The 17,682-nt window shown below is 67.2% G+C and carries 14 protein-coding genes; 7 read left to right on the plus strand and 7 right to left on the minus strand.

The window, feature by feature from the left end; all coding sequences use genetic code 11:
- Positions 1-29 precede the first annotated feature (29 nt).
- Positions 30-2,465, minus strand: coding sequence for a TonB-dependent receptor plug domain-containing protein (locus AC0J42_RS12880; RefSeq protein WP_473006428.1), 2,436 nt, complete (start codon positions 2,463-2,465; stop codon positions 30-32).
- Positions 2,466-2,903: 438 nt separating this feature from the next.
- On the opposite strand from AC0J42_RS12880, the gene AC0J42_RS12885 reads away from it, so the two are divergent.
- Positions 2,904-3,875, plus strand: coding sequence for an aldo/keto reductase (locus AC0J42_RS12885; protein WP_473006429.1), 972 nt, complete (start codon positions 2,904-2,906; stop codon positions 3,873-3,875).
- Here AC0J42_RS12885 and AC0J42_RS12890 read toward each other — a convergent pair.
- The gene (locus tag AC0J42_RS12890) at positions 3,808-4,764 is read right to left on the minus strand and encodes a LysR family transcriptional regulator (RefSeq protein WP_473006430.1); all 957 of its coding nucleotides are present in this window, start codon (positions 4,762-4,764) and stop codon (positions 3,808-3,810) included. The genes AC0J42_RS12885 and AC0J42_RS12890 overlap by 68 nt on opposite strands.
- Positions 4,765-4,975: 211 nt before the next feature.
- Here AC0J42_RS12890 and AC0J42_RS12895 point away from each other — a divergent pair, with 211 nt between their 5' ends.
- The 4 genes from AC0J42_RS12895 to AC0J42_RS12910 are packed head-to-tail and all read left to right on the plus strand — an operon-like array spanning position 4,976 to position 9,561.
- Positions 4,976-5,488 carry a Csu type fimbrial protein gene (locus tag AC0J42_RS12895; protein WP_473006431.1) on the plus strand — a complete coding sequence of 171 codons (513 nt, stop codon included), beginning with the start codon at positions 4,976-4,978 and terminating at the stop codon, positions 5,486-5,488.
- A gap of 18 nt (positions 5,489-5,506) precedes the next feature.
- The gene (locus AC0J42_RS12900; RefSeq protein WP_473006432.1) at positions 5,507-6,229 is read left to right on the plus strand and encodes a fimbrial biogenesis chaperone; all 723 of its coding nucleotides are present in this window, start codon (positions 5,507-5,509) and stop codon (positions 6,227-6,229) included.
- Positions 6,230-6,244: 15 nt separating this feature from the next.
- Complete coding sequence (locus AC0J42_RS12905) at positions 6,245-8,566, plus strand: fimbria/pilus outer membrane usher protein (RefSeq protein WP_473006433.1); 2,322 nt, start codon at positions 6,245-6,247, stop codon at positions 8,564-8,566.
- Positions 8,563-9,561 (plus strand): Csu type fimbrial protein, encoded by a 999-nt coding sequence (locus AC0J42_RS12910; protein ID WP_473006435.1) that lies wholly within the window; start codon positions 8,563-8,565, stop codon positions 9,559-9,561. Before AC0J42_RS12905 ends, AC0J42_RS12910 begins: the two co-directional genes overlap by 4 nt.
- Here AC0J42_RS12910 and AC0J42_RS12915 read toward each other — a convergent pair.
- The 5 genes from AC0J42_RS12915 to AC0J42_RS12935 all read right to left on the minus strand — a co-directional run bounded on the left by AC0J42_RS12915 (position 9,539) and on the right by AC0J42_RS12935 (position 15,205).
- The gene (locus AC0J42_RS12915; protein WP_473006436.1) at positions 9,539-10,597 is read right to left on the minus strand and encodes a metallophosphoesterase; all 1,059 of its coding nucleotides are present in this window, start codon (positions 10,595-10,597) and stop codon (positions 9,539-9,541) included. The genes AC0J42_RS12910 and AC0J42_RS12915 overlap by 23 nt on opposite strands.
- Before the next feature lie 29 nt (positions 10,598-10,626).
- Entirely contained in the window at positions 10,627-12,327 is a 1,701-nt protein-coding gene (arnT, locus tag AC0J42_RS12920; RefSeq protein WP_473006437.1) for a lipid IV(A) 4-amino-4-deoxy-L-arabinosyltransferase, read from the minus strand.
- A 118-nt stretch (positions 12,328-12,445) separates the two neighbouring features.
- Positions 12,446-13,153, minus strand: a complete 708-nt coding sequence (gene pmrG / locus AC0J42_RS12925; protein ID WP_473006438.1) for a lipopolysaccharide core heptose(II)-phosphate phosphatase PmrG — start codon at positions 13,151-13,153, stop codon at positions 12,446-12,448.
- A 276-nt stretch (positions 13,154-13,429) separates the two neighbouring features.
- Positions 13,430-14,104, minus strand: a complete 675-nt coding sequence (locus AC0J42_RS12930; RefSeq protein WP_473006439.1) for a putative quinol monooxygenase — start codon at positions 14,102-14,104, stop codon at positions 13,430-13,432.
- 198 nt (positions 14,105-14,302) lie between these two features.
- A complete protein-coding gene (locus AC0J42_RS12935) occupies positions 14,303-15,205 on the minus strand; it encodes a LysR family transcriptional regulator (protein ID WP_473006440.1) in 903 nt (300 codons plus the stop codon).
- A gap of 101 nt (positions 15,206-15,306) precedes the next feature.
- Here AC0J42_RS12935 and AC0J42_RS12940 point away from each other — a divergent pair, with 101 nt between their 5' ends.
- Positions 15,307-16,389: an extracellular solute-binding protein gene (locus AC0J42_RS12940; protein ID WP_416423944.1), complete on the plus strand. Its 1,083-nt coding sequence runs from the start codon at positions 15,307-15,309 to the stop codon at positions 16,387-16,389.
- A 15-nt stretch (positions 16,390-16,404) separates the two neighbouring features.
- A complete protein-coding gene (gene speB, locus AC0J42_RS12945) occupies positions 16,405-17,385 on the plus strand; it encodes an agmatinase (RefSeq protein WP_473006441.1) in 981 nt (326 codons plus the stop codon).
- Positions 17,386-17,682 lie beyond the last annotated feature (297 nt).

Below are 17,682 nucleotides of genomic sequence, written 5' to 3' on the forward strand. Positions count from 1 at the left end.
CGCCGGGGGGCGGTGCAGCCGCAGTGGGGTCAGAAGTCGTAGGCGAGCTTGGTGTACCAGGAGCCGCCACCGGGGTAGAACGGCGGGTTGCCGTAGGGCGCCAGGCCCAGGCTGCTGTACACGGCGTTCTTGTCGGGGCGCACGTCGAAAATGTTGCTGCCACCCAGGCTCAGGGTCAGGTGGTCGAAGAAGGTGTAGCTCACGTCCAGGTCGGTGATCCACTTGGCGCCGAAGCTGCGGTCGCCGCTTTCATTCACTGCCAGGGTCGACACCGAGCCGTAGCGGGTGGTGCTGAGGTTGGTGTTCCAGTTGCCCACCTTCCAGTTGGCGCCCAGTATCCATTTGGTCTTGGGCAGCGCCTCGGTGAGGTCGCCCTCGCGGTTGCGGCCCACCAGGGTCACGCCGGCCGCGGCCAGGGACGCCGGGGTGTCCTTGGCGTCCATGATGGTGGTCTTGTTGTAGTTGAACGCTGCGCTCCAGCGCACGTCGCCGTACTGGCCGAACGGCGTGGTGTGGTCGGCCACCACGTCGAGGCCGCGGGTGCGGGTGTCGAAGGCGTTGGTGTAGTAGTCCACCCAGGTGCCGCTGGTGACGCCCTGGGAGGCGAGGATGCTGTTGACCACGCCGTCGCCGTGGTCGTAGATGGCGCTGGTCAGGGCGATGCGGTTCTGGATGTCGACCACGTAGGCGTCGGCAGTGACGCTGGTGCGCGGCGCCGGCTGCCAGGTGATACCCAGGCCCACGTTCTGCGATTTCTCCGGTTTCAGGTCGCTGCCGCCCAACGCCTTGGCCAGGCTGCTGCCGGCGGGGGTGAGGCGGGTGGTGGCGGGCACCACGTTGCCGTTGACGTCAGTGTTCACGCGGCTGTCGGTGGTGGTGTAGCCCTCTTGGGTCAGCGACGGCGCGCGCACGCCGGTGCCTATGGTGCCGCGCACGGCCACGGTGTCGGTGAGCGTGTAGCGGCTGTTGAATTTCAGCCCCAGCTTGTTGCCCGAGTAGTCGTCGTAATGCTCCACCCGCGCGGCGATGTCGGCGTACCAGCGGCTGGTCAGGTCGAAGCCCAGGTCCAGGTAGCTGGCGTAGGTGTTGCGGATCAGGTCCACCTCATCCTGCGGGCGAATGATCACCGAGGCCTGGGCGCCGCTGGCAGCGTTGTAGGTGCCGGTCTCGTAGGAATCGGCCGAGCCTGCGAAGGTGCTGAAGCGCTCCCACTTGTGCTCGATGCCGGTGGACACGGTCACCGGCACGCCCAGGTTGAAGGGGTTGTCGAAGCGGCGGCTGAGGTCGAGGTTGTTCACCCACTGGTCCGAGCGGAAGGTGGCCAGGTTGCCGAAGCTGGTGGGCGAGTCGGTGCCCAGCGACGGGTTGAGGTTCAGTTCGCTGGAGTACTTGAGGGTGTCGCGGCCGTAGCTGGTGCTCAGGTCGTAGTTCCAGCCGCCGACGTCGCCCTTGCCGCCGAACACGAACTGGTAGTCGATGTCGCGCAGGTTGTTCACCGGGTAGTAGCCGTCGGGGAAAATCTCCGGCACCGAGGCGGTGCCGTTGGGGAAGCGGTAGTAGTTCTGGATCACCGCCTTGCGTTCGCCGTAGGTGCCGAACGAGTACAGGGTCGCGTTGTTCACTGGCAGCTCGGCGTTGTAGCCGACATTGAAGGCCTTGAGCTCAGGGTCGCCGTTCTTGATCGCCACCCGGTCCCACGCTGCCTGCTTGGCCGGGTCGTTGTAGGCAATGACGCTGCTGTCGGCCTTGCCGTCCCACTGCGCGTAGTCGCGCTTGCGGGCGTCGGCGGACAGGTGCAGAAAGCCGCCGTCACCGAGCTTGAAGCCCTCGTCGGCGGCGATCTTCTTGGTCGCGCCCTGGCCGGAGAACAGCTCGCCATAGCTGGTTTCGATATGCCCGCCCGCGTCCTGGTCCTTGAGGATGATGTTCACCACCCCGGCCACCGCGTCAGCGCCATAGCGCGCCGCAGCGGCGTCCTTCAACACCTCGATGTGGTCGATGGCGCTGATGGGGATCATGTCGATGTCGACGACGTTGGCGCCGCTGTTGTCGGTGGAGCCGTTCTGGATGGCCGCCCCCAGGTGACGGCGCTTGCCGTTGACCAGCACCAGGGTGTACTCCGGGCCCATGCCGCGGTTGCTTAGCGGGCGCGTGGTGGAGTTGAAACCGGCGATGTTGGTGCCGAAGGTGAACGAGGGCAACAGCTTGGCGATGGCCTCGGACAGTTCCGCGCGGCCGGTCTTTACCAGGGCGTCGTTGCTGATGATGTCGATGGGCGCCGAGCTGTCCACCACCGTGCGCTGCTGCGCGCGGGCAGCCTCCGGCGCGGCGGTGACCGTGACGGTCTGCAGTTGCGGGTCAGTGCTGGCGGCACGGGCCAGAGGCGCGGCGGCCAGCAGCACCGACACCGTCAGGGTCGAGAGCGGGAAGGTGCGGGCGGGCTTGGGAAAATACGAAGGCAGCATAGCGGGCGATGTCCATTAAAGCTGGCACTGGCCCGTGGTATGGGTACAGGTTCCATTCCTGAATTCGATGGTGTGGGACGGCGTGTGTGTCGTCTTGGGTTGATAGTATTTTCATAACAAACGCAACGGAAATTCTATTTTGGTATATTGATATTATTCGTTTGTTGTATGACGTTTATTTTGTTTCATGAATATTTGTAATGTTTTGACTGGCTGGGCAGGTTTTCCCAGGATGGCCACTCGTAGCAGCTGCCGCAGGCGGCGTCCGGCCCCGGCGCGGTTCGGTGGGTATACCGCGGCGCCGGTGGACGCGGCCTGCGGCTGCTGCTACGGGGGTTTGGTGATACTAGAAAGGTATTGCTGAAACGGTATTGGACCTACCCGTGCCGTGCTCCCTAGCCTGTGCCCACTCACCTCAACCACGACGGAGTGGACACCATGAAATACCTGCGATTGGGCTCGGCCGGCCTGCAAGTCAGCAAACTGTGCCTGGGCGGCATGACCTACGGCTCGCCCAGCTGGCGCGACTGGGTGCTGGACGAGGCCGCCAGCCGGCCGTTCATCAAGCAGGCGCTGGACGCCGGCATCAATTTCTTCGACACCGCCGACATGTATTCCCTGGGCGCTGGCGAGCAGGTGCTGGGCCGGGCACTGCTGGACTATGCGCCCCGCGACGAGGTAGTGCTCGCCACCAAGGTCAACTACCCCATGAGCGACAAGCCCAATGCCCAGGGGCTGTCGCGCAAGCACATCCTCAGCAGCATCGATGCCTCGCTCAAGCGCCTGGGCACCGACCATGTCGACCTGTACATCATCCATCGCTTCGACCCGCACACGCCGATCGAGGAAACCATCGACGCCCTCGACACCGTGGTGCGCTCGGGCAAGGCCCGCTACATCGGCGCCTCGTCCATGCACGCCTGGCAGTTCATGCACATGCTGGGGCTGCAACGCCAGCATGGCCTGGCGCAGTTCGTGTCGATGCAGAACCATTACAACCTGATCTACCGCGAGGAAGAGCGCGAGATGCTGCCGCTGTGTCGCGAACTGGGCATTGCGGTCACGCCGTGGTCACCCTTGGCGCGAGGCTTGTTGGCCGGGTCACGCGCGGCGCAGACCACCCGCGCAGTCACCGACCAGCCGGCGCAGCTGTGGTACGACCAGCATGCCGAGGAGGCGGCGATCGTTGCCGCAGTGGCGCAGGTGGCGGCCGAACGCGGCGTGCCGCCGGCGCAGGTGGCCATGGCCTGGGTGGCCAGCCGGGCCGGGGTGACGGCGCCGATCATCGGCGCCACCAAGCCTCATCACCTGGAGGACGCCGTGGCCGGCATCGAGTTGGTGCTCAGCGCCGCCGAGGTGGCGCTGCTGGAACAGCCGTATCGTCCGCGCCCGGTGGCAGGGCACGAGTGAGGTCACGCAGCCGTTGCAGCATCGCCTGCAGCACCGGCGAGGGGTTGCCTGGCGCATAAATCACCGCCACGCCGGCAGTCAGCTGCCCATCCGTGCCTTTCAGGCGCCGGAACACCACGCCGCTGCGCTTGACGTGCTGCAGCGACGCCGGCAGCAGGGCAATGCCATGGCCCTCGGCAATCATGCCCAGCAGGATATGGTGGTCATCGGGCTCGGGCAGGGTCGTGGGGTTGAAGCCGATGCGCTCGAAAAACGCCTGGCAATGGTCATAAAAGCCCGGGTTCAGGCGGCGTTCGAAGCGGAAGATGGCCTGGTCGGCGAGGTCGTCGAAGCTTAGCTGGCGCTTGCGGGCCAGGGGGTGATTGGCGGGCAGGGCGGCCACCAACGGCGCCTCCACCAGTACCTCCTGGGGCAGGCCGCGGGTGTCGGTGTGCAGGCCGATGAACGCGGCGTCCAGGGTGCCGTTGCGGATGTCGCGCACCAGGCTGATGGAGTGCTTGCCCCGGGTCACCAGGCGGCAGGCGGGAAAGTCCTGCTGCAAGGCGCCCAGCACGTCGGGAATGGCACTGCGGTCCTGCACCGTGGTGTAGCCGATCACGAACTGTTGGCCGGGCGCCTCCCCGGCAGCCCTGGCGGCGGCGATGGCTTTTTGCGCCTGGGCCAGCGCCCGGCGCGCTTCGGGCAGCAAGGCCAGGCCGGCACGGGTCAGCAGCACGCCGGTGCGGGTGCGCTCGAAAAGTTGCACGCCCAGGTGATCCTCGAGCTGGCGAATCTGCCGGCTCAACGGCGGCTGGGAGATGAACAGCCGCGCCGCGGCCCGGCCGAAATGCAGGGTTTCGCTGAGGGCGACGAAGTAGCGGAATTGGCGCAGGTCGATGGAGTCGGTCATGCGTAAAAGGTATCACGGTTGCGCCAGGCGCACCGCATCGCCCGTGGCTCGCCCCTGTAGCAGCGGCCGCCAGGCCGCGTCCGGCCCCGACGCGGTTCGGTGGCGTGCGCATTTACCTCTACACACCGCTACAAAGTCGAAATACTCCCACGCCTCCCGCAGGCGCATAGTCGTGCCGTGAAGGACCCACAGATCCCCCGCGGGAGGCACCATGAAAGGATTGGCCGCTGCACTCGGATTGTTGTTGAGCGTGACCGTCCTGCCCGGGCAGGCGGCGACTTATTCCAACGGCACGGCGACCGCCACCTTCCTGGTGTCGCTGACCATCACCGCCAGCTGCACGGTGTCGGCCAATGCCCTGGCCTTCGGCAGCAGCGGCCTGCTCAGCACGGCCGTCACCGGCAGCACCACGCTGTCGGTCACCTGCAGCAACAGCACGCCGTACAACATCGGCCTCAACGCCGGCGGGGTCACCAGTTCCACCACCACCACGCGGCTGATGGCCGGCATCACCACCGGCAACACCACCAGCACGGTGTCGTACAAGCTGATGCAGGACTCGGCCCTGAGCACCAACTGGGGCAATACCCAGGGCACTGACACGGTGGCCGGCACCGGTACCGGCAGCGCCCAGAGCCTGACTGTGTACGGCCAGGTGCCGACCCAGACCACCCCCACCCCCGACACCTACAATTCGACGGTCACGGCCACGGTCTACTTCTGACGGGCGGAGTACTTGAGCATGGAATGCTTGCACAGGATGCTGTGCGGCCCGCTGTTGGCCGCGTGCCTGATCACCCAGGCCCAGGGGGCGACGCTGCAGGTGGCGCCGGTAAAAATTGATTTCGTGCCCGGCCAGAACGCCGCCGGGTTGTCGCTGCACAACCCCGGTGACGCCCCGGTGTACGGCCAGGTGCGGGTGTTCCGCTGGGACCAGGACGCCAACGGCGACGTGCTCAGCGCCAGCCCCGAGGTGGTGGCCAGCCCGCCGATCATCCAACTGGCGGGGCGCGGCGAGCAGTTGATCCGCCTGGTGCGGGTGCAGCCGGGCAACCCCGGGGTGGAGCAGAGCTACCGCCTGCTGATCGACGAAATTCCGCCGCCGGGCAGCGACAAGCCCGTGGGCGTGGCCATCCGCATGCGCTATTCGGTGCCGGTGTTCGTCGCCCCGGCCAGCAGCGGCGCGCCGCAACTGGCCTGGCAGGTGCTGCGCCAGGACGGCCAGTGGCTGCTGCGCCTGGACAACCGCGGCCAGCGCCACACCCAGGTCGGCGCGCTGACCCTGCAGGACGCCGCCGGCAAGACCCTGCAGGTGAGCAAGGGCCTGCTCGGCTATGCCCTGGCCGGCCACGCACGGCAATGGCCGTTGCCCCATGACAGCGGCGCGCGGCTGGCCGGCCCGCTGCTGATCAAGGTCAACCTGGACGGCCACCCCAGCACCTTCAAGGTGACGGGCGAGGGCTGAGGCGGACGCGCTTGAGTGAGCCGAGATGAAGTCCGCGCCCGCTGTCGTCGCCTGGGTACCGCGCTGTTGCTGTGCCTGATCGGCCGCGGGGTGGCGGCCGCCGACCTGTACCTGGAGGTCGACCTCAATGGGCAGCCGACCCAGACCGTGGCGCATTTTCGCGAAGCAGGCGGGCACCTGAGCACGGACGGCCAGTCCCTGGACGACCTGGGCCTGGACCTGCGCGCCCTGGGTGTCAGCGCCAACCAGCAGGTGCGCCTCGACGACCTGCCCGGCGTGACCTGGCGCTACGACACCAGCCAGCAGCGCGTGGACCTGCGCGTGGGCGACAGCCTGCGCAAGGCCCGTCACCTCAACCGCGGCGCCGACGGCCGGGTCACGCCCAGCCCGGTGGGCCGCGGCCTGGTGCTGAACTACGACGCCTACGCCTCGCGCGATGACACCGGCAACCGCCTGGCGTTGTGGAGCGAGGAGCGCTATTTCGACCCCCATGGCGTGTACAGCAACACCGGCACCGCCTATTCCTACCAGACCAGCACCCAGCAGCATTACGTGCGCTACGACACCGCCTGGAGCCACTCCAACCCCGACACCCTGAGCACCTGGCAGCTGGGCGACACCATCAGCGGCTCGCTGGACTGGACCCGCTCGGTGCGCCTGGGCGGCGCGCAGTACAAGAGCGACTTCGCCCTGCGCCCGGACCTGGTGACCTTCCCGCTGCCGGCCTACAGCGGCTCGGCCGTGGTGCCTTCGGCGGTCAGCCTGTACGTCAACGGCATCCAGCAGTACAGCGGCTCGGTAAGCAGCGGGCCGTACATCATCGACCAGTTGGTGCCGGGGATCACCGGCGCGGGCGAGGCCACGGTGGTCAGCCGCGACGCCCTGGGCCGCTCGGTGACCACCTCGGTGCCACTGTACGTGGACACCCGGCTGATGGCGGCGGGGCTGTCCGGCTATTCGCTGGAGCTGGGCTATTTGCGCCACAACTACAGCGTCGACTCGTTCGACTATTCGCCGCGCACCGCCAGCAGCGCCTCGGTGCGCTATGGCCTGAGCGACAACCTCACGGTGGAAGGCCACGGCGAGGTCACCCCCGGGGTGTACAACGCCGGCGGCGGCGCGCTGTATCGGCTCGGCCAGCTGGGCGTGATCAACGGCTCGCTGGCCGCCAGCGCCGGCATGGCCGGGGTGCAGTGGGGGCTGGGCTACCAGTACATCACCCCGCGCTTCAGCATCAACGCCCAGACCCTGCGCACCGCCGGCAATTACGGCGACCTGGCGGCCCGCGACGGCACGCCGGTGCCCAGCGTCAGCGACCGCCTGACCCTGTCGTTCCCAGTGGCCAGCAACCAGAGCCTGTCGCTCAGCTACCTGGGCTACAAGGTGCCGGGCAGTGGCGCCTCGCACATCGTCAGCGTCGGCCACTCCATGAGCCTGTCACATCGCCTGTCGGTGACCCTCAACCTGTACCAGGACGTTGAGGATTCGGCCTCGCGCGGTGCCTTCGTCAGCCTCAGCTACGCCCTGGGCGAGCGTACCTCGGTCAGCAGCAGCGTCAGCCTGCAGAACAACCAGGCCGGCTACGCCGTCAGCGCCGCCCAGGCCCCGGACTACGGCGGCGGTTGGGGCTGGGGCGCGCAGACCAGCGGCAGCGGTGGCAGCGCCGGCAGCACTTACCAGCTGGCCCAGGTGCAGTACCTGGGCAACAACGCCCAGGTCACCGCCAGCGCCCAGCAGGTGGCCGGCGACACCCTGTGGGCGCTGGACGCCACCGGCGCCCTGGTGTGGATGGACGGCACCGTGGAGACCGCGCGGCGCATTGGTGACGGATTTGCCCTGGTGTCCACCGACGGCGTGGCCGGCGTGCCGGTGATGCACGAGAACCGCGAGATCGGCACCACCGACAGCAGCGGCCATTTCCTGGTGCCCGACCTTGACGCCTACCGCAGCAACCAGGTGGCCATCGACAGCCTCGGCCTGCCGGCCAACGTGCAGGTAGCCAGCAGCGACCAGGCGGTGGTACCGCAGTCGCGCTCGGGGGTGGTGGTGCACTTCGGCCTGAAACCCTACCAGGCGGCGTCGCTGATTCTGCAGGACGACAAGGGCGCGCTGCTGCCGCCGGGCCTGCGCGTCACCCACCTGGAAAGCGGCGCCAGCACGGTGCTGGGCTACGACGGCCTGACCTTCATCGACGGCCTGGTGGCGCTCAACCACCTGCGCGTGGAAGGCGACGGCGTGCACTGCCAGGTGACCTTCCCGTTCACACCACCGGCCGGCAACACGCTGCCCACCCTGGGGCCGCTGCGTTGCCTGCCTATTCCCGAGGGCAGCCCATGAAGTCGTTGTTATTGAGCTTGATTCTGCTGTTCGCCGGCCTGGGCCTGAGCGTCCAGGCCCAGGCCAGCAGCTGCACCGCCAGCAGTTCGGCGGTGGCGTTCGGCAGCATCAGCCCGATCGCCAACACCGCCACCACCGCATCCGGGTCGATCACCGTGACCTGCACCTGGGACGCCGCCGCGCTGTTTCGCAACGTGCTGGTGTGCGCCAACCTGGGCACCGGCGACGGCTCCAGCAGCGCCGCGCCGCGTAGCCTGGCCAACGGTAGCAACCTGCTGAGCTACAACCTGTACACCGACTCGGCGTACTCGACCATCTGGGGCGACGTCAGTGGCACCAGCGCCACCACGCCCTTGTCCATCACCCTGAGCAGCGCGCTGTCGCTGCTGACGTCCACCACGGCGTCAAGCACGGTGGCAATCTATGGCAAGGTCCCGGCGGGGCAGACCACGGTGCCCACCGTGAGCAACAGCAGTACCGTCTACACCGAGACTTTTTCCGGCACCTACACGCGTTTGGACTACCAGTTCTACGAGCTGATCACCCCCACCTGCGCGAGCATGACCGCGCAGACCGTGCGCTTCCCGTTCGTGGTCAACGCCACGGTGATCAACAACTGCAACATCACCACCACGCCCCTGGCCTTCGGCAGCAACACCTTGCTCAGCACTGCGGTCACGTCCACGGCCAGCATCAGCGTGCAATGCACCAACGGCGACGCCTACGAGGTGGCCCTGGACGGCGGCACCACTGCGGGCAGCGTCAGCGCGCGGCAGATGGTGGGGGCCAGCAGCGGGGCAAAGGTCAGTTATCAGCTGTACCTGGACAGCGCCCGCGCCACGCCCTGGGGCGACGGCACTGCCAGCACCAGCATGGCCACCGGCACCGGCAGTGGCGCCGCCCAGAGCCTGACCGTGTACGGTCGGGTGCCGGTGCAGACGGTGCCGGTGCCCGACAGCTACAGCGACACGGTCAAGGCGACGGTGTATTTCTAGCCAGCGCCGTGCCGGTGTCCTGGCGGCGCAGGCAGCCGTCGGCCAGCCACGGGCAGTCGCGTTGCCAGGCGAAGCGGGCGGTGGCGGTGGCCTGGTCGTCGTAGAACACCAGGTCCAGGTGGCGGGCGTCGAGGTCCAGCTTGACGAAGCCGGCTTCGGAGGCGGCGAAGTCATGGGCAGTGTCCACGTGCAGCGGCGCTGACAGGCGCTGGCCGCCACCGCCGGAGATCACCCAGGCCGGCTCGCCGGGGCGCAGGACCAGCTGGTGGCTGTGGTCGTGGCCGGACAGGTACAGGTCCACGTGCTGGCGCAGCAGGGTCGGCAGTAGCGCGGCGGCCAGTTGCTGGTCCTGCTGCTGGCTGACCACGTCGCGCAGCGGGTGGTGGGCGGTGACCATGCGCCACACCGGCGCGGGGCCGGGTTGTTCGAACGCCTGCTCCATGGCCTGCACCTGGCCCTCCAGGTCGTCGGCGCTGCCGGCGCTGTCGAGGAACACCACCCGCAGCAGCGGGCGGCCGTCCACCTGGCCGAAGTCACGGGTGTAGGTGCTGGCGGGCATCTGCCAGCGCCCGGAGCCCGAATGCAGGCGGGCGTAGTCCAGTTCCACCTGTTGCGACCCCAGGTAGTCATGGTTGCCCAGCACCGCATAGAAGGGCACGTGGCTGAGCCAGCGGCCGTGGTAGACCTTCTCGAACTTGGTCTGCCAGTTGACGTCATCGACGCCGGTGAGCACTTCACCGTAGAAGTTGTCGCCCAGCAGGGCTACCAGGTCCAGGCGGCCGTCGCGCTCGGCCACGGTTTCCATGGCGCGGCCCACGGCCCACTGGCGCAGGCTGCCGCTGCCCTGGTCGCCCAGGGCGATGATGGACAGGTGCGCAGGGTCCAGGCCGGTGACGGGCGTGTAGGGTTTCATCGGGTAGTAGAACACCCAGCCGGCGCCGCCCAGGGCGCAGGCGACGCTGCCCAGCACCGCCACCAACAGCCAGGTGCCAAGCCTTCGCCAGGGGCGGCGGCGCCGTGAAACAAGGTGGTTCATGGGCACGCCCCCCGTGGGGAATCAATGGCTCAAGGCGTCGCGGCCAGTTTGGGGTAGAGCAGCAGGGTCAGCTCGCCGCGGTCGTAGCGGGTGGCGTCCTTGGGCAGGATTGCCAGCTCGCGCTTCTCGCTCTGGGTGCGCACCCGCAGCAACATGGCCACCGAGCCGCTCTGGCGCTGGCGGGCCAGCCACGGGTTGATGGTCTCGACGTTCTGCGCACGGCCTTCGGCGTCGGGGTAGCCCAGGCCGTACTGGGCCTCGCCGATCACGTCGTACAGGACCACGTGGGGACGGCCGGTGTGCCAGGCCATGCCGGCGGCGGCGCCCAGTTCGTTGCTGACCAGGGTGTCGGCCTGGCGCAGCTCGTCCAGGTGCTGGGCGGCGAAGGTGTCGGGCATTTCGCCGTCGGTGATGCTGTTGGGCACCGCTGCCGGCAGCACGGCCACGAACACCAGCATGGCCAGGGCCGGGGCCAGGTAATGGCGCAGTGGCTTGGCCACGGCCATGGCGTTGGCCACCACGAACACGCCCAGCGCCAGGCTGATCAGCAGCAGGTGCAGGGGTTCGTCCACGTACAGCGGGCGCTTGATTTGCAGGCCGGCCAGCACCAGCAGGGCGCTGCCGGCCAGCACCAGGTTGAACAGAGCGTTGGCCCGTGCCCAACGCACGGCGCCTTGTTGCACCTGGTCCACCAGCGCGTGGCCAATCAGCAGGGCCAGGGGCAGCAGGCACGGCATGATGTAGGTGGGCAGCTTGCCGCGGCTGAGGCTGAAGAACACCAGCGGCAGGGCGAACCACAGCAGCAGGAACATCACCGGCGCCGTGCGCCGCTGCTGCCAGCCCTGGGCCAGCGCCTTGGGCAGCCACAGGGTCCAGGGCAGCGCAGCGGCCGCCAGGATCGGCAGGTAGAACCAGAACGGCCGGGCGTGCTGGGCGTCGTCACCGGCAAAGCGGCGCACGTGCTCGTGCCAGAAGAAGAACCGCCAGAAGTCGGGCTCCTGCTGGTGGATGGTCAGCGCCCAGGGCAGGGTCAGCACGGTGCACACCGCCACGGCCAGCCAGCCGAAGCGGATCAGCTCCGGCAGGCGACGTTGCCAGGCCATGTAGGGCAGGGCGATCAGCACCGGCAACAGCAGGGCCAAAAAGCCCTTGGTCATCAGGCCCATGGCGCAGGCCGCGCCCAGCAGGGCCCAGGCCAGCAGGCGCTGACGCCCGCCGGTGCCATCCAGCGCGTACCACAGGGTCACCAGGCTAAGGTTCACCCACAAGGTGAACAGCGGGTCGAGGTTGGCGTAGCCGGCCTGGCCGGCCACCAGGCCGAAGCTCATGTAGATCAGCGCGCAGGCCAGGCGCTTGGCCGGCGACTGCCACAGGCGCCCGGCGATCAGCCAGGCCAGCAGGCCGCTCAGGCCCAGCGCCAGCGCCGAGGCGATGCGCACGCCGAACAGGTTCTGGCCGAATATTGCCTGGCCCACGGCGATCAGCCAGTAGCCACCCGCGGGTTTTTCGAAATAGCGCAGGCCCATGAAGTGCGGCGAGGCCCAGTGGCCGGTCATGAGCATTTCCTGGCTGACCTGGGCGTAGCGGGTTTCGTCGGGAATCCACAGGCCGTGGAAGGGCAGGGGCATGACATACGCCAGCACGAAGGCGGCCAGCACGATAAACAGTGCGTGGCGCGCCGTGGCGGCACGGGACAGTTCCGCCGGGGTGCGGGTTATTGATATATCCATCTTCAACGGTCCGGGAAAGGGCAACGCGTGCCTGCAAGGCACAAGCTTGTTACACCAGTATTAAGGGGCTGCAACTATAGAGTAAGCAGTGCCCCCGCAAAGGTGATGAAACTTTGGATTACAAATTATTCTGCTTGGCACTTAATTGCAGTTGCACCAGGGTCTTGGGCCAAGCGTCCGCGTTGATCACACCGAGGATCACGGCCTTGCCGTGCTCGTCCAGGGTCAGCACCAGGGCGCTGTTGTATTCGGCGCCCGCCGCATGGGGGTAGCCCAGTTGTTTCTCGACATGGCCGATGCAACCGCTGTGGGTGACGGTCACCAGGTTGCGCTCCGGCACCTTGTGGGCGATGGCGTTCTGCAGCAGCGAGGTGTCGCAGTTGGCCAGCCATTCGGGGGCGGCAATGCCCTGGCCGAACATGTATTGGGCCGTCTGGGCGGTGCGGGTGGTGGGGCTGGTGAGCACGTCGGCGTGGCCCATGCCCAGGGTTTTCAGGGCCTGGCCCACTGTGGTGGAGGTCTCACTGCCCAGCTGGGTGATGCCGTCGGCGGGGCCCAGGCAGGTATTGCTGGAGCGGTCGCAGCGCTCGGCATGGCGCACCATCATGATCACGTCACCGGCCTGCCAGTGGCTGAGCAAACCCTGGCTGACGGCGTTGTGGCCGCTGCCCAGGTCGGTGGGCGAGCGGTGCAGGTAGCTGAACGTGCCCAGCAACGCGGCGGCCACGGCCACGGCGGCGGCCGCGATCAACGCTTTGTGGATCACGGCACGACGCCGTCCGGTGGGCGCTGTGGTGGCAGCCTGTGCGCTGACGCTGTGAGCCATGGGAACACTCCTGCGGGAAAGTTAAACTTTTGTTCAGCTATTTATCGCAAGTTATGTGACAGCTTGCGTGGCTGGGATGGGCAGGAAGTTAAAAGGCGCGCCGTTGCATTGCGATGAAAAAGATGTAAAAAAATCGGTGTGGGCGGAGGAGTGGTTGGATAAGTCGGCATGCGTTAAGCATTCGTTAAGGCAAATGTGAAAAAACTGTGCTAATTGGAATTGTTTTGTATTAATTAAACGGTCACGTTTAATTAGGTTAAAACATAAGGGAGCGCCTCAGTCGTCAATCCGATCGCGCACTTCCCAGCCCTCCGGCGCGCCGGTCAGCATCGGGTTCAGGCCGGCGATGAACGCCGCGGTATAGGGCGTGGCCAGGTGTGCCTGGTGAGCGGCAGCATCGGCCCAGCGTTCGTGGATCACGAAGGCGTTGGCGTCATCGCGTTGCTGGTAGACGTTGAACACCAGGCAGCCGGGTGCCAGGCGCGATTGCTCGACCACCGGGCGCACGGCGTCGATGAAGCGCTGGCGCTGGGCCGGCCGGGTGCTCAGGCGCACCACGATGTTCTTGCTGGCAGCTGGGGCAGCAATGGCCTTGCGCGCGGGGGCCGGAAGGTCAGGCACTGGCTGCAGCGCGTACAGGCGTTCGGCGCGGGTGAGGGCGGCGGGCAGCAGCGCGGCCACCGGGGGCGGGTTCTGGTGCGTCGCGTAGGCCGCCTGGTCGCGCCAGCTTTCGAGCACCACCAGGGTGGCGTCTGTGGTGCCCAGGTCGAACATGATGTTGGCCGGGGCTGCCCGGCTGGCGTGGGCGTTGGCGCGCATGGCAGCGAGGTAGGCGTCGCGGGTGGGCGCCGCCAGCGTCTGGATGTGCAGGTACTGCACCTGGCCCTCATCCCCCCGCGCAGCGCCCAGCATCAGTACCCCGGCCAACAACGTCGCGGCAAACCTGCCCATGGCATCCCCCAAATCAAAAAACTGTAGCAGCTGCCGCAGGCGGCGTCCGAATGCCCCCGCAATCTCACCGGGAATACGCGGCGCCGGCGGACGCGGCCTGTGGCCGCTGCTACAGAAACCGCGTCGCAAACGACGCGATCGGCGGGTTGCGCACGGCCCCGTAGCAGTTGCCGCAGGCGGCGTCCGAATGCCCCGCAGCTACGGGTGCTGGGCAAAACTAGCCAGCACATCTTCCGCGAACGCCCGTTGCGCTTCACTAACCCCTTGGCCACGGCGCCCGGCCAGGTAAAACGGCACGTCGAACAGCGCCTGCGCCTGCTCGATGGCGCGCAACAGGCCCCTGTCCACCCACGGCTGGGCGTAATGGCGGGGCAGGTAGCCAATGTGCCGCCCGGAGAGAATGAACGCCAGGGTGCCTTCCACCTGTTCCGAGCGCGCCGTGCTGTTGGCCATCAGCTGCGCCTCGCGGTTCTGCAGGAAGCGGTAGGGGTGTTCAACGCGGTCGGCGCCGCGCAGCAGCTCGTCGGCATCGCCTTCGGCGCTGAACAGCGGGTGGCCCTGGCCGCAGTACAGCTGTTGCACCTCGGTGAACAGCGGCCGGTAGTCGAACGCCGTCTGGCCCCTGGAGAAATAGCCGATGGCCAAATCCAGACGTTGCTCCAGCAGCAGGCGCTCCATGTCCGCCGGCATGGTGCTGAGCAGTTCGATGCGCACCGATTCGTCGCGCTGGCGGAAACGCTGCACCGCCCGGCCCAGGCGCTGGATGACGGTGGGGTCGAGCGCCTCGGAGAAACCCAGCCGCACCTCGCCCAGCAGGCGCCCGGCAACGCCGTTGGATTGCTGGCGGAACTGTTCGATGGAGGCAAACAGCGTGCGCGCCGCCAGCAGCAGCTGTTCGCCCTTGGCGGTCAGGCGGAAACCGGCCTTGCCACGGCTGCACAGGCGGTAGCCCAGGCGAGTTTCCAGGCGCGCCATGTGCTGGCTGATGGTGGGCTGGCTCAGGCCCAGCGCGCCTTGGGCCGCGCTGAAGCCGCCCGCTTCGACCACGCTGACGAACAAGCGCAGGTGGTGCAGATCCAGGTCATGCAGTTGGCCCAGCATCAAACATTGCTCCGCTTGAATGTCAGCTTCCGTGGTTCGGTATTTTTTCAATTTAAACCGCGCCGCATCATCAGCGCACGTCCTTTCTCGAGAGATCCGTCATGCGCCCATGGTTACTGATGCTGTCCTTTGCGCTGGCCTTGCCGGTGCAGGCCGAAGACAAGGTGGTCAACCTCTACAGCTGGGCAGACTACGTCAGCCCGCAGACCCTGCAGCGCTTCGAGCGGGAGACCGGCTACCAGGTGCGCTACGACACCTTCGACACCCCCGAGGTGCTGGAGACCAAGCTGCTGATGGCCGCCAGTGGCTACGACGTGGTGGTGCCGTCCAGCAGCGTGCTGGCGCGGCTGCTCAAGGCCGGCGCCTTGCAGCCCACGGGGCAGCAGGGCATGCCTGGCTACGGCAACCTGGACCCGGACCTGCTGGGCAAGGTCGCCGCCGTGGACCCCGGCAATCGTTATGCGCTGCCCTACACCTGGGGCACCCTGGGCCTGGGCGTGAACCTTGAGGCGGTGCGCAAGCGCCTGCCGGACGCGCCGCTGGATAGCCTCGACCTGCTGTTCAAGCCCGAGTACGCCAGCCAGCTCGCTGATTGCGGTATCTCGCTGATCGACTCGCCCCAGGAGGTCATCGGCCTGGCCCTGCATTACCTGGGCAAGGACCCCTACAGCACCGACAAGGCCGACCTTGACGCCGCGGCCGCGCTGCTGCACCGCCTGCAACCCTATGTCAGCTACGTCGCCAACGGCCGGCAGATCAACGACCTGGCCAACGGTGCCACCTGCCTGGCGCTGACCTACAACGGCGACGCGGCCACGGCCGCCGACCAGGCGCACAAGGCCAACAAACCGTACCAGGTGCAGTACCACATACCGCGTGAAGGCACGCTGATCTGGCAGGACAACCTGGCCATTCCCAAGGACGCCCCCCACCCCGAGGCGGCGCGCGCGTTCATCGCCTTCATGCTGCGCCCCGAGTCGGTGGCCGACCTGACCAACACGCTGTTCTTCGCCAACGCCAACCAGCAGGCCACGCCGTTGGTGGACGAAGCCGTGCGCAACGACCCCGACATCTACCCCGGCGCGCCCATGCGCCAGCGCCTGTACGCCGACCAGAGCATGAGCCTTGCCGCCATGCGCCAGCGCACCCGCCTGTGGACTGCGTTCCGCAGCCGCGAACAGTAAAAAAGGAGCACATCCATGGAACAAGCCTTCGACAATGACCAGGCCCTGACCCGCTCCAGCCTCTACGGCACGGCGGCGGAAAGCACCTACGGCGGCATTACCAGCTTCATGCGCCGCCGCTACAGCCGCGACCTCACCGGCGTGGACCTGGTGGTCAGCGGCGTGCCCTTCGACACCGCCACCAGCAACCGCCCCGGCGCGCGCTTTGGCCCGCGGGGCATCCGCAACGCCTCGGTGCAGTCAGCGTGGGCGCGCCACTGGCCCTGGCAGTTCGACCCCTTCGAGCACCTGGCGGTGATCGATTACGGCGACTGCAGCTTCGACCACGGCCGTCCCGAGTCGGTGCCGGCCAGCATCCAGCAGCACGCCGAGCATATCCTCGGCGCTGGCTGCGCGATGCTGACCCTGGGCGGCGACCACTTCATCACCTACCCGCTGCTGGCCGCCCATGCCAAGCTGCACGGTCCGCTGTCGCTGATCCACTTCGACGCCCACAGCGACACCTGGCCGGACGAGGAGGGCCAGCGCATCGACCACGGCACCATGTTCTACCACGCCGCCCGCCAGGGCCTGGTCGACCCCGGGCGCTCGGTGCAGATCGGCCTGCGCACCACCAACGACGACACCCTGGGCTTCCAGGTGCTGGACGCCCGCCAGGTCCACCGCCAGGGCGTCGACGCTATCGTCGCGGCCATCCGCGAGCGGGTCGGCGACCATCCGGTCTATTTAACCTTCGACATCGACTGCCTGGACCCCGCGTTCGCGCCCGGCACCGGCACCCCGGTGTGTGGTGGCCTGAGCACGGTGCAGGCGCTGGACATCCTCGGCGGCCTGCGCGGCATCAACCTGGTGGGCATGGACCTGGTGGAAGTGGCACCTGCCTATGACAGCGCCGAGATCACTTCGCTGGCAGGGGCGGCGTTGGCGATGGAGATGGTGTGTTTGTATGCGGCGCGTAGGATCGAGATTGCCGATCGGGATTCTGTCGCACGATAGGGGCTAGGGTGGCAAGGGCAGGTCAAGTGTATTGGCGGTGCCACTGTTGCCCTCGCCATCCTTGTCAGGCCTGTCTCAAGCGTAAAGCCGCAGCCCTGAACGCGGCCCTCAATTCGTCGTCGGTTTTGCGTGTCTCTGTGATTATCCGCGTTATGGCGTGCGGAAACGCCTGGCTGGAGCGGCTATCAGGTTTTGACAGCTTGACGTTGGCGTCACTGATGACAGCACGCGAAAAATATCGAATGAAATCCATTTGGCAGATCCTCCAAGCAGGTGCCAGAAACACTGGGGCGCAGT

This window comes from Pseudomonas sp. Tav-5-1A (assembly GCF_055755055.1).

Bases quoted from the DNA above. Each gene is read 5' to 3' on its own strand.
- pmrG (WP_473006438.1), bottom strand. From the start codon at position 13,153: ATGGCTCACAGCGTCAGCGCACAGGCTGCCACCACAGCGCCCACCGGA.
- AC0J42_RS12890 (WP_473006430.1), bottom strand. From the start codon at position 4,764: ATGACCGACTCCATCGACCTGCGCCAATTCCGCTACTTCGTCGCCCTC.
- AC0J42_RS12930 (WP_473006439.1), bottom strand. From the start codon at position 14,104: ATGGGCAGGTTTGCCGCGACGTTGTTGGCCGGGGTACTGATGCTGGGC.
- AC0J42_RS12935 (WP_473006440.1), bottom strand. From the start codon at position 15,205: ATGCTGGGCCAACTGCATGACCTGGATCTGCACCACCTGCGCTTGTTC.
- AC0J42_RS12940 (WP_416423944.1), top strand. From the start codon at position 15,307: ATGCGCCCATGGTTACTGATGCTGTCCTTTGCGCTGGCCTTGCCGGTG.
- speB (WP_473006441.1), top strand. From the start codon at position 16,405: ATGGAACAAGCCTTCGACAATGACCAGGCCCTGACCCGCTCCAGCCTC.
- AC0J42_RS12880 (WP_473006428.1), bottom strand. From the start codon at position 2,465: ATGCTGCCTTCGTATTTTCCCAAGCCCGCCCGCACCTTCCCGCTCTCG.
- arnT (WP_473006437.1), bottom strand. From the start codon at position 12,327: ATGGATATATCAATAACCCGCACCCCGGCGGAACTGTCCCGTGCCGCC.
- AC0J42_RS12915 (WP_473006436.1), bottom strand. From the start codon at position 10,597: ATGAACCACCTTGTTTCACGGCGCCGCCGCCCCTGGCGAAGGCTTGGC.
- AC0J42_RS12885 (WP_473006429.1), top strand. From the start codon at position 2,904: ATGAAATACCTGCGATTGGGCTCGGCCGGCCTGCAAGTCAGCAAACTG.
- AC0J42_RS12910 (WP_473006435.1), top strand. From the start codon at position 8,563: ATGAAGTCGTTGTTATTGAGCTTGATTCTGCTGTTCGCCGGCCTGGGC.
- AC0J42_RS12900 (WP_473006432.1), top strand. From the start codon at position 5,507: ATGGAATGCTTGCACAGGATGCTGTGCGGCCCGCTGTTGGCCGCGTGC.
- AC0J42_RS12895 (WP_473006431.1), top strand. From the start codon at position 4,976: ATGAAAGGATTGGCCGCTGCACTCGGATTGTTGTTGAGCGTGACCGTC.